The sequence below is a fragment of the Myxococcus sp. XM-1-1-1 genome (assembly GCF_020037095.1).
GTDB classification, from domain to species: Bacteria; Myxococcota; Myxococcia; order Myxococcales; family Myxococcaceae; genus Myxococcus; species Myxococcus fulvus.
Genome location: NZ_JAIQDH010000025.1, coordinates 1 through 12,087 on the forward strand (window position 1 = coordinate 1; position 12,087 = coordinate 12,087).

The 12,087-nt window shown below is 72.0% G+C and carries 4 protein-coding genes; all 4 read right to left on the bottom strand.

From position 1 onward, the window contains the following. The coding region (locus K8640_RS34895; protein WP_223751027.1) for a condensation domain-containing protein at window positions 1-1,566 on the bottom strand (1,566 nt) is incomplete at its 3' end. A 106-nt stretch (window positions 1,567-1,672) separates the two neighbouring features. Further along, window positions 1,673-6,046, bottom strand: coding sequence for a type I polyketide synthase (locus tag K8640_RS34900; protein WP_223751028.1), 4,374 nt, complete (start codon window positions 6,044-6,046; stop codon window positions 1,673-1,675). A 20-nt stretch (window positions 6,047-6,066) separates the two neighbouring features. Next, entirely contained in the window at window positions 6,067-7,365 is a 1,299-nt protein-coding gene (locus K8640_RS34905) for a glycosyltransferase (protein ID WP_223751029.1), read from the bottom strand. Between the two features lie 31 nt (window positions 7,366-7,396). Then, a complete protein-coding gene (locus tag K8640_RS34910) occupies window positions 7,397-12,073 on the bottom strand; it encodes a type I polyketide synthase (protein ID WP_223751030.1) in 4,677 nt (1,558 codons plus the stop codon). Window positions 12,074-12,087 lie beyond the last annotated feature (14 nt).

Below are 12,087 nucleotides of genomic sequence, written 5' to 3' on the forward strand. Positions count from 1 at the left end.
GGCCTGGGCCTCGAAGAGGGAGTGGAGGGTGGCGTCCTCGGGGTAGCGGACGTGCTCGCCCTGGAAGTCGGAGAGCAACTGGACGTGCTCATCCTGGGTGAGCAACGGCAGCTCGGACAGACGGGTGTCCGGGTTGGCGGCCACCGCGCCGAGCAGCGTGTAGAAGTGCCCACGCAGCCGCTGGACCGTCGTCACGTCGAAGAGGTCGGTGTTGTACTCGAGCCAACCGAAGATCTCGTCCGGCCGGTCCTCGCGCAGCTCCAGCAGCAGGTCGAACTTGGCCGAGCCCGGGTCCACGAGCAGATACGTGGACTGGAGCCCCGGCATGGACAGGTCCTGGCGCGGGGTGTTCTGGAAGCTGAACATCACCTGGAACAGCGGGTGACGGCTCAGGTCGCGCGGAGGCTGCAGCTCCTCGACGAGCTTCTCGAACGGCAGCTCCTGGTGCGCGTACGCCGCCATGCACACGTCCTTCGCGCGGCGCAGCAGCTCGCGGAAGGTGGGGTTGCCGCCCAGGTCGTTGCGCAGCACCAGCGTGTTGACGAAGAAGCCGATCAACGACTCCAACTCCGGCACGTTGCGGCCGGCGATGGGAGAGCCGACGGTGATGTCCGTCTGCCGCGAGTGACGGTGCATCAGCGTCTGGAACGTCGCCAGCAACGTCATGAAGAGGGTGGCGCCCTCCTGCTGGCTCACTTCCTTGAGCGCGCGCGTGAGCGCCACCGGGAGCGTGACGAACTGACGCGAGCCCCGGTACGTCTGGCGCACGGGACGCGGCCTGTCGGTGGGCAGCTCCAGCGGCGCGGGCAGCGTCTTCAGGTGCTGCTTCCAGAAGTCGAGCTCGACGCGCAGCCGCTCGCCCTGCATCCGCTCGCGCTGCCACTCCGCGAAGTCCGAGTACTGGATGGCGAGCTCCGGAATCGCGGGCGATTGTCCCGTGACCTCCGCGGCGTAGAACGCCATCAGCTCGCGCACGAAGACGCCCAGCGACCAGCGGTCCGTCACCAGGTGGTGCATGGTGACGAGCGCCACGTGGTTGTCGGGCCCCAGGCGCAGCACCTTGCCTCGCAGCAGCGGACCCTTCGCCAGGTCGAACAGGCGCTGGGACTCCTCGCTGGTACGGCGCTCCACCTCCGCGTCCTGCTCCTCCTTGGCCAGCGCGGAGATGTCCTCCACGGGGATGCTCAGCGTCAGCTCCGGCAGGACGACCTGCACGGGGAGACCGTCGTCGCGCGCGGCGAACACCGTGCGCAGCGACTCGTGCCGGCGCACCACCTGGTTCACGCACCGCTCCAGCAGCGGGATGTCCAGTGTGCCGGTGAACTGCACGGTGATGTGGACGTTGTAGGCGAACGCCTGGCCGCCCTCGAGCTGGTCCACCACCCACAGCCGCTGCTGCGGGAAGGACGCGGGCGCCGGCTCGGTGCTGGCGCGACGCGGAATGGTCCGCTCGAGTGCCTGGGCCGACGAGGCCTGCAGCTGGCCCTTCTTCTCCTTGAGGAGCAACTCGTACAGCGCGCGCTGCTTGGGAGTGAGCTTGTCGAGGTTCTTGGAACTACCGCTCATTGCTGGACTCCGGGTCCTCCGGTGGCTGGGGATGGCCCAGGGCGGAGGGAAGTTCGAGGGGACCGGACGAGCAGGGCTCTCCGGTCCAGGAAAGGTTCAGGGCCGGCTATCGCGAGCGACGCGCGAGCTCGGCTTCGATTTCTTCGTCACTGAGGTTGGCCAGCTCATCGAGCGCGGCCTGACTGGCGGCCTCTTCCAGCGCCGCCTGATGGTCCGCCACCAGCTTCGCCAGCGAGGCCACCGTGGCGGCCTCGAAGAGCTTCGCCAGGGGAATGTCCAGGTCGAACTGGGTGCGCAGCCGTCCCGCCACGCGCGTGGCCAGGAGCGAGTGGCCACCCAGGTCGAAGAAGTTGTCGTTGAGGCCCACGGAGTCGACGCCGAGGACCTCCTGCCAGAGCGCCGCGAGCTGCTTCTCCAGCTCGGAGCCGGGCGCGACGAAGGGCGTCTTCGAGCGACGCGGCTTGCCGGCCGCGCGGGCTCCCGCGGTGGGCTGCGACGTCTCCCGCTGAATCCACAGCCGCCAGCGCTGCGCCAGGTCACCGGTGGCGACCACCACCTGACCATCCACGCCGAGCGTCACCAGCCGGCGCACGGCCTCCGCGCCCTCCGCGGGCGTCATGGCGTACTGGTCCATGCTGGTGCGCACGTTCGTGTGCTTCGTCTCCTCGGGCCACGGGTCCCACGACGCGCTCACCCAGCGCGTCCCCGTGCGGCCCGCGCGCGCCTGCGCGAAGGCATCCATGAACAGGTTCGAGGACGCGTACGTCAGGTAGCCCAGGCCGCCGAGCACCGCGGCGTTGGACGAGAAGAGCAGCACGAAGTCCGCCGAGCGCCGGCTCAGCACCTGCTCCAGGGCATAGGTGCCGTGGACCTTGGGACCGAACTGCGTCTCGGACTCGCTCCGGCCGATGTCCGTCAGCGGGTTGTAGAGCGACGGGCCCTGCGTGACGCCCGCGCAGTGGAGCACGCCGTTCAACGCGCCGAAGCGGGCCTCCACCTTGGCGACGGCCGCCTCCAACCGCGCCGCGTCCGCGACGTCCGCCTGCACCACCATCACCTGGGCGCCCGCCTGCTCCAGCTCCCGCACGCGGAGGATGCGGCGCGCCACGGCATCGTCCTCGGGATGCGTGGCCAGGTAGGAATCCCACTCGGAGGGCGCGGGCAGCGCCGTGCGACCCAAGAGCGCGATGCGCGCGTGGAGCGTGCGCGCCAGGTGCTCGGCCAGCATCAGGCCGACCCCGCCGAGGCCGCCCGTGATGAGGTACACGCCCTGCTCACGCAGCGGCGTGGGAGCCTCGCCGGCGGGCTCCAGGCGCAGCGGCGAGTGCGTCTGCGCGTAGCGGAGGCTGCCGCGCCATGCGACCACGGCGTCACGCGAGCGCTGGCTCAGCTCGGCGAGCAGTCGCTCCGCGAGCTTCTCCACCGCCGGGCTTCCGGGCGCGGGGGCGACGACGTCGAGGCAGCGTGTGGAGACGTGCTCCTGCTCCTGCGGAATCACCTTGCAGGGCCCCAGCAGCGTGGCCTTCTCGGGGAGCGCCGTGCCCTCGCCCGCGACGTCCTGCACGCGGTCCGTCACGACTTCAACGCGCACCGGGCGCGACGTGTCGCCCTTCGCGAGCGCCTGCCCCAGGTGCAACAGGCTGTAGTAGCCCGTGTCCTGGACCTTGCGGAACAGCTCGGGGCTGGACGGCTCGTCGCCCGAGGAGCCCAGGCTCCACAGGTGCACCACCACCGAGGGGCTCAGGTCCTGGTCGGCCAGGTCCTTCCACAGCGTCGCGTAGTCACCGCGCAGCCGGGCATCCAGCGCGTAGCGCTTCGCCGCGTCGCGCATGAAGGCGCCGCCCTGGCGCACGCGCACCACGTCCTGCCCGGCCTCCTCCAGTCGACGGGCCAGCGCCTCGCCGACGCCCAGGCCGTCCACGAAGAGCACCCAGCACCGGCGCTCCTGCAGCGCCTTGCGGTCCAGGGCGATGGGCGCCGTGCGGTGCCACGCGGGGACATGGAACCAGTCCGCGACGTCCGCGAGCTTTCCTTGCGGCGTCTGGGACGACACGGCCTGCGTGGACTCGGCGCGCGCGGCGGGGGCCACCCAGTAGCGCTGTCGCTCGAAGGGGTAGGTGGGCAGCGGCACGCGGCGAAGGCCACGGTCCTCGTTCACGTCGTCCCAGTCCACCTCCACGCCGTCCAACCAGAGCTGGCCCAGGGTGTTCAGCACTGAGGCCAGCGCGGGCAGCGAGTCCGCGAGGCTGGTCCTGATCGCGCGCGTGCCCGTGGTGCCGGCCAACGCACGGGCGCGCTCGACCAGCGCCCCCGGGGTCCCCATCGTGAGGACGACGCGGGTGGGCTCCTTCACCAGCTCGCGCAGCGCATCGTCCAGGCGGGACGTGTTGCTCGCCGCGTCCAGCCAGGTCTCCGGGCGCACGGCCTCGGCGTCCGTGACGAAGGCGCCTGTCGCGGAGGAGAGCAGCGGCGTCTCGGGAGCCTTCAGCCCCGAGCCCGTCAGGCCCGCACGCTGACTGCTCGGGTCCCCGAGCAGCGCCATCGTCAGGGCCTTCTCCAGCGGGAGTGCTCCCGAGAGCGCCGCCGCGACCCACGCGCCGGTGCCCTCTCCGAGCACGGACTCGGGCACCAGGCCCCAGGCCATCCACAGCCGCGCCAGCGCGTACTGCTCGACGAAGCGCGCCATCGTGCCCAGCGGGGCGGGGAGCGAGGGACGGCTGCCGTCCTCGGGATACATCGCGGCGCTCAGGTCCAGGTCCAACGGCGAGCGCAGCAGCTTCGCGCACGCGTCCACCTCCGCGCGGAACACCGGCTCCGAGCGGTAGAGCGACTCCAGCGGCGTGCCCGCGCCGGCATCGGAGAAGAGGAACGACACGGGCCGCTGGCTCGTCTCGTGCGTCGCCGTGAGGACGCGCTGGGGCTCGGCCATGCGCAGCACACGCACGGCGTCCTGGACGTCACGGGCGACGAGGACCCGGCGATGCGAGTGCGCCTTGCGACCCACCTGGAGCGTGTGGGCCACGTCCGCCAGCGACAACCCGGGCTGCGACTCCAGGTGCTGCGCGAGCCGCGCCGTCGCCGTATCGAGCGCCGTGTGACTGCGCGCCGACAGCACGAGCAGCTCCCAGGGCCGGCTCACGGACGACGCGGGCGTGGCGGGTGCCTCCTCGAGGATGACGTGTGCGTTGGTGCCGCCGATGCCGAACGAGCTCACGCCCGCGCGCCGGGGCGTGCGCCCACGGGGCCACGGCTGGAGCGTGGTGTTCACGTAGAAGGGGCCGCTGTCGAAGTCGATCTGCGGGTTGGGTGACTCGAAGTGGAGGCTGGGCGGGAGCTGCTGGTGCTTCATCGCCAGGATGGCCTTGAGCAGGCTCGCGCTGCCGGCCGCCGCGTCCAGGTGTCCCACGTTCGTCTTCACCGAGCCGATGGGGATGGTGCGGCGCCCCTTCGTCTTGTTGCCGAAGGCCTTCGTCAGCGCGCGGAGCTCGATGGGGTCGCCCAGCGCGGTGCCGGTGCCGTGCGCCTCCACGTAGTGGATGCTGTCGGCGGACACCTCGGCTGCGGCGAGCGCGTCCTTGATGACGGTGGCCTGGCCCTGCACGCTGGGCGCGGTGAAGCTGGCCTTCACGGCGCCGTCGTTGTTGATGGCGGAGCCCTTGATGACGGCGTGGATGGTGTCACCGTCGGCGAGCGCGTCCTCCAGCCGCTTGAGGACGACGAGGCCGATGCCGCTGCCGAAGATGGTGCCCGCCGCCTTCGCGTCGAACGCGCGGCAGTGGCCGTCCGGCGAGACGATGCCGCCGTACTGGTACAGGTAGCCCACGTTCTGCGGGACGTTGATGGCCACGCCGCCCGCGACGGCCATCCGGCACTCGTCGGCGAGCAGCGCCTGTCCGGCCAGGTGCAGGGCGACGAGCGCGGTGGAGCACGCGGTGTGCACCGAGTACGCGGGGCCGCGCAGGTTGAGCCGGTGCGCCACGCGCGTGGTGAGGAAGGCCAGGTCGTTGCCCAGGCCGATCTCGAACGGGTCCAACCCGCCCAGCGCGGCGGGGTTCGAGAAGAGGTTGAAGACGTACGTGTCCGTGCGCGCGCCGGCGTACACGCCGATGCGGCCCTTGAAGCGCTCGGTGTCGTAGCCCGCGTGCTCCAGGGCCTCCACGGCGCACTCCAGGAACACGCGCTGCTGCGGGTCCATCACCTCCGCTTCCTTGGGGGTGACGCCGAAGTAGCCCGCGTCGAACAGGTCCGCGTCCTCGAGGACGGCCGCGGCCTTCACGTAGTTCGGGTCCGAGCGCACGGCGGCGGTGTCGAGCGCGCTGGGCTCCAGGTCCGCGTCCTCCAGGAACCGGATGGACTCCACGCCGTCGCGCAGGTTCTTCCAGAAGGCCTCCAGGTCGCGCGCCCCCGGGAACCGCCCCGCCATGCCGATGACGGCGATCTCCAGTCCGGTGGTGTCCGCGTTGGACGAATCCGTGGCCATGTCTCTCTCCCGAGTCCCGCTCAAGTGTCGACCTTCCTCGCCCGCTGCTGCTTCAGCGCGCTCCTGCGCCGCTGACGCCGCCCCTCGTCTTCCGCGTCCTCATCGCCCTCGTCCCCGCTCACCGGGTCCGAGGCGAGCCCCACCCGACGGACCAGGTCCTCGATGTGGTGACGCGCCTTCGTCGTTCCATGTTCTTCGCGGAGCTGCTCGCCCAGCCGCGCCGCCGTGGCGCGCAGGCCAGTGTCCTCGTGCGCCGCGCGCAGCGCCGTCGCGAGCCGCTCCACGCTCAGCTCGCCGATGGGAATCGCCGGTCCACCGCAGCCGCGCTCCTGGACGACCTCGCCCCAGGTGAACTGGTCATACGTGTGCGGCACGACGACCTGGGAGATGCCCGCTCGGAACGCCGCGCCCGTGGTCCCCGCGCCGCCGTGGTGCACCACGCACGACACCCGCGAGAACAGCCACGAGTGCGGCACCTGTCCCAGCGCGTGCGCCGTCGGAGGTAGGGCGCGCTGGCCCAGGCCGCTCCAGCCCTGCTGGATGAGGGCCCGTCGTCCCGCGCGCTCGGCGGCGGCCACCAGCGTGTCCGTCAGCGCCGCCGGGTCCGCGTGCGTCATGCTGCCGAAGGTGATGCACACCGGCGGCTCGCCTTCCGCCAGGAACGCGGCCAGCTTCGGGTCCGGCGTGAAGTCCGGCTCGTCGAGCAGGCAGTAGCCGACGGTGTGGTGGTGCGCCGGCGCGTCCGAGGCGGGCGGACGCACGTGCCGGCTCAGCGCGGTGAGGACCAGCTGCGGTGACAGTCCATCCACCAGCGGATTGTCGAGCGGAGGCAGTCGCAAGGACTCGCGCAGCGGGTTCACCAGTCCGCGCACCGCGGCCTGGAACGCCGGGCTCCCGCCGCCGCTGCCGCTGTGCTCCACGAGCACCGTCACGAAGGGCAGGTGCGTGAGGTCGTGCACCATGCGGGCGGCGGGCTGCACGCGTCCGCTGACGAGGACATCCGCGTTGCGGCATGCCGCGCGCAGGTCCTCCAGCATGAGGGGCACGGCCTCGGCGAGCGGCTGGAAGAGCTGGAGCATGCCTCCGGCGGAGTGGGCGACCGCGGGGTTGCCCATCATCGCCTGGGTGATGCCGCTCTGTGCGTCCCTCAGGTCGGGACCCACCGGGGCGAACTCCAGGCCGTGGTGCCGCGCCAGCGCCTCGTACGAGGGCGCTGCGGCGAGCACCGGCTGATGGCCGTGGCGCTTGAGCTCGACGGCCAGGGCCACGAAGGGCTGGACGTCACCGAGAGACCCGAAGTTGGTGAGGATGACTCGCATGGTGCGCGGGCAGGGTCGACTGCGGGCCGACTCAGCCCTCGTCCTCCACTTCCTCGTCGTCGGAGCGCCGCCGGGAGCGCTGCCGCTGGAGGTTCTGCTTGCGGCGCTGCACCGTGGACTCGCGCTCGTCCGTCTCCGCCTGCACCGTGCCCGCCTCGGGAGGCTGGAGCAGGGCGGCCAGGGCCTTCACCGTGACGCCTTCGTAGAGGCTGGAGGCGGGCACGCTGATGTCCAGGCGCCGCTTGAGCCGATCACTGAGCTGCACGGCGATGAGGGAGTCACCGCCCAGCTCGAAGAAGTTGTCCTGGATGCCGATGGGCGCGACACCGAGCGTCTGCTGCCAGAGCTCCGTGAGCGTGCGCTCCATCTCCGTCGTGGGCGCGACATAGGCGCTGCGCAGGTTCGATGGCCGGGGATGCTGAGGCCGCGCGGCCGGGGTGGCGGAGTCCACCGCCTCGACGGCGCGGGGGCGGGCCTGTCGCGCCACCGGGTCGTGCGTGGACACCACCCACCAGCTGCCCTCGGACTGCGAGAGCACGCGCGCGAGGGCCTCGGCGCCCTGCTCGGGGGCGATGGCCAGCCGGTCCAGGGCCTCTCCGCGTGCACCCGGATGCGCGCCGTAGTCCTCCACGCGCACCACGTCCCAATCCAGGCTCACCCAGCGCCGCCCCGCGCGAGTCGTCGCCTGGGCGAACGTGTCCTGCCACGCGCTCGCCGCGGTGTGCGCGACGGTGGCCATGCCGCCCAGCACGGAGGAGATGGAGGACGCCACCACGCGGAAGTCCAGGGGACGCTCGCCGAGCACCTGGTCGAGCAGCGCCAGTCCCCGCACGCGCGCATCGAAGTGCCACGCGCTCTCCTCGGGCCCCGTCTCGGAGACGAGCCGCGCCACCAGCTCGCGCGGCAGCCAGGCCCCGTACACCACGCCGTGCACGGTACCGAAGCGCGCCAGCACGGTCTCCACCGCTTCGCGCAGGGACTCCTGCCTCGTCACGTCGCCGGAGATGACGGTGACCTCGGCGCCCAGGCTCTCCAGCTGACGAGCCCGACGGATGCGCTGCGACGAGGGATGCGCCTCGCCGTGCTGGGACAGGTGCGTGTCCCAGTGCTCGCGTGACGGCAGGTCCGCGGGCTCCAGGCAGACCAGCTTCGCGCCGGGCGAGATGCCCGCGAGGGCGCGGGCGTTCATCGCGCCCACGCCGCTGAGGCCATGCACCAGCAGGTACACGCCACCCGGGCGCGAGAGGACCTTCGCGCCCGTCGCGTCGGGCAGCGGCAGCGGCTCCAGCGTGCGGACCCAGCGGTGCGGACCTCGCAACGCGACCACCGTGTCCAGAGCCGTCGAGCGCAGCTCCGCGCGCAGGGACTGGAGGCTCGCGGGGGGCAGCTTGAAGTCCGCGTCCGTCACCACGTCGATGTGGCGCAAGCGCAGGAACGGCTGCTCCTGCGAGACGACCTGGCAGGGGCCCAGCACCGTGGCCTTGTCCGGCGAGAGGGCTTCGTCGCCCGTCACCTCGTGGACGTGATTGGTCACCACCCAGATGGAGCAGGGCTTCTCGGGGGCGTGCTCGACGAGGGCACGCGCGAGGGCGACGAGCGAGTGGTACCCGCTCGCCTGCGCCTGCGCGAAGGACGTGGGCAGCCCGGGCGTGAGGCTCCACAGGTGCAGCACGGCGTCGGGCAGCAGGCCCGCGTCACGCAGCGCGCCGAGCAGCGCGCGGAAGTCCGACAGCGAGCCGGGCGCGATGGTGAACTCGGAGTCCCCCGTGCGACTGAAGGCCGTACCCGGGCGCACGCGGAGGACTCGCCGCTCCTCACCAGGGGCGGCAGCCAGGAGCGCGTCGGTGGGAGAGGCCTCGTCCTCGAACACCAGCCAGACGCGAGGCGTGGCCTCTCGCGCGACGAGCGAGGACGACAGCGGGGCGCGCTTCCAGGACGGCACATGAAACCAGCGCTCCATCGGCTCCTGGACGAGGGCGGCCTCCGTGGCGACGGGCGTGCGCTTCGCTTCGGAGGACGGCGTGCTCCGCGTCTCCGGCTCCACCCAGAAGCGCTGACGCTCGAACGGGTAGGTGGGGAGGGGGAGCCGCTGGCGTCGCTCCTCGCCGTGGAAGCCCTTCCAGTCGATGGTGACGCCCGCGAGCCAGAGGCCGCCCAGCGTCGAATACGCGATCGGTGGTGCGCCCGGCGCGACGGTGTCCTGCGACGTCGGCATGGACGCGAGCACCGGGCGCGACGCGACGGTGTCCGGATGTCTCCGCGCGAGCCTGCTGAGCACCTGTCCCGGGCCGCATTCGAGCAACACGCGCTTCGGGTCCGACAGCAGGGCGTGGAGCCCATCGGCGAAGCGCACCGCGCCGCGCAGGTGCTGTGCCCAGTAACGCGGGCTCGTCGCCTGCTCGGTGGTGATCCACGTCCCGGTGACGTTGGAGACGAAGGGCAGGGTGGGCGGCCGCAGCGGCATGGCCGCCGCGCGAGCGGTGAAGGCGTCGAGGATGGGGTCCATCATCGACGAGTGGAACGCATGCGACGTGGCGAGCACGTGGCTGCGCACGCCGGCCTCCTCGAGCAGGCGGCGCACGCGCTCCACCGCCTCATGCGGCCCGGAGACGACGCACTGCATGGGCGAGTTCACCGCGGCAAGGCTCAGCTCGGTGCCCAGGTAGGGGCGCACCTCGTCCTCGCTCAGCGGCACGGCAAGCATCGCCCCGGACGGGAGCGACTGCATCAGCCGTCCACGCGCCGCCACCAGCTGGAGCGCGTGCTCCAACGAGAAGACACCCGCGAGGCACGCGGCCACGTACTCACCAATGCTGTGGCCGAGCATCGCCGCGGGCTTCACGCCCCAGGACATCCACAAGCGCGCGGTGGCGTACTCGAGGACGAAGAGCGCGGGCTGGGTGAGCTCCGTCCTCGCCAGCGTGCGCTCGTTCTCCTCCGGCGTGCCGGACTTCGGATACAGCACGTCGCGCAGGTCCTTGCCGCCCAGGTGCGGAACCAGCAGCGCCGCGCACCGGTCCACCTCTGCCCGGAACACGGGCTCCGCGTCGTACAGCGCGCGGCCCATGCCCACGTGCTGCGAGCCCTGGCCGGGGAACAGGAACGCCACCGGCCGGTCCACGCTGTCCAGGGACTCGGGGGCTGACTGCTCGGCGGGAGTCCGGGTCAACGCCTCCACCGCGTCGCCTACGTCGCGCGCGAGGATGAAGCGGCGGTGCGAGAAGCGCTGACGACCCGCCTGGAGCGTCCACGCCACGTCCGCGAGCTTCGCGTCGGGGAGACTCTTCAGCGCCTCCGCCAACCGCTGCGTGCTCGCCTCCAGCGCGGAGGGCGTGCGGGCCGACACCGGGAGCAACTGCCACGCGCGGCGCGGAGTCGCGCTGTCGAGCGGACGCGGCGGCTGTTCCAGGACGACGTGCGCGTTGGTGCCGCCCACGCCGAACGAGCTCACCCCGGCGCGGCGAGGCATGGCGGTGGCGGGCCACGGCTTGAGCGTCGCGTTGACGTAGAAGGGGCTGTTGTCGAAGTCGATGGCCGGGTTGGGCCGCTCATAGTGGAGGCTGGGCGGCAGCTCGCCGTGCTTCACGGCCATCGCCGCCTTGATGAGGCCGGTGACGCCGGCCGCGGCGTCCAGGTGGCCCAGGTTGCCCTTCACCGAGCCGAGCGCGCAGTAGCGCCGTCGCTGCGTGGACGCGCGGAAGGCTCGGGTGAGCGCCTCCACCTCGATGGGGTCACCCAGCGGCGTCGCGGTGCCGTGCGCCTCCACGTAGCCGATGTCGTCGGCCTCCAGCCCCGAGGCCGCCAGCGCCTCGGCCACCACCTGTGCCTGCCCCTCGACACCCGGCGCGGTGTAGCCCGCTTTGAGCGAGCCGTCGTTGTTGATGGCCGAGCCCTTGATGACCGCGTGCACGGTGTCGCCATCGCGCACCGCGGCCTTCAGCTTCTTGAGCACCACCACGCCCGCGCCGCTGCCGAACAGCGTGCCTCGCGCCTTCGCGTCGAAGGGCCGGCAGCGTCCATCCGGAGACGCCATGCCGCCCTCCACGTGCCGATAGCCATGGAGGAAGCTCACGTTGACGGAGGCGCCGCCCGCGAGCGCCATGTCGCACTCGCCGTTGAGCAGGCTCTGGCAGGCCAGGTGCACCGCCACCAGCGACGTCGAGCACGCGCTCTGCACCGCGTGGCTCGCGCCCCGGAGGTTCAGCTTGTACGAGACGCGGGTGGCCAGGAAGTCCGTGCCGTTGCCGATGTTCACCTGCACCGGCTCCACCGACTCCAGCACGCGCGGGTTGCGCGCCAGGTTCATCAGCAGGTACGTGTTGAGCGTGGCGCCGCCGTACACGGAGATGGCGCCCGGGAAGTCGCGCGGCGAGTAGCCCGCGTGCTCCAGCGCCTCCCAGCAGACCTCCAGGAAGACGCGGTGCTGGGGGTCCGTCAGCTCCGCCTCACGGGGCGGCATGTCGAAGAACGCGGCGTCGAAGGACTCGGGCTCGGGCATCACCGCGGCGGCGCGCACGAAGTCCGGGTCCTCCACCTGCTCCGGAGCGACGCCCGCGGCGAGGCTCTCCTCGGGCGTGAAGAAGCGGATGGACTCCACGCCGCCGCGCAGGTTCGCCCACAGCTCGGCCGTGCTCCGCGCGCCAGGGAAGCGCCCGGACATGCCGATGATGGCGAGGTCCGCGTCGTCGATGTCTGACGGCTGCTTCACGTCCACGGCGTCCG

Coding starts and splice junctions, on each gene's coding strand:
- K8640_RS34905 (WP_223751029.1), bottom strand. CDS start 7,365: ATGCGAGTCATCCTCACCAACTTCGGGTCTCTCGGTGACGTCCAGCCC.
- K8640_RS34900 (WP_223751028.1), bottom strand. CDS start 6,046: ATGGCCACGGATTCGTCCAACGCGGACACCACCGGACTGGAGATCGCC.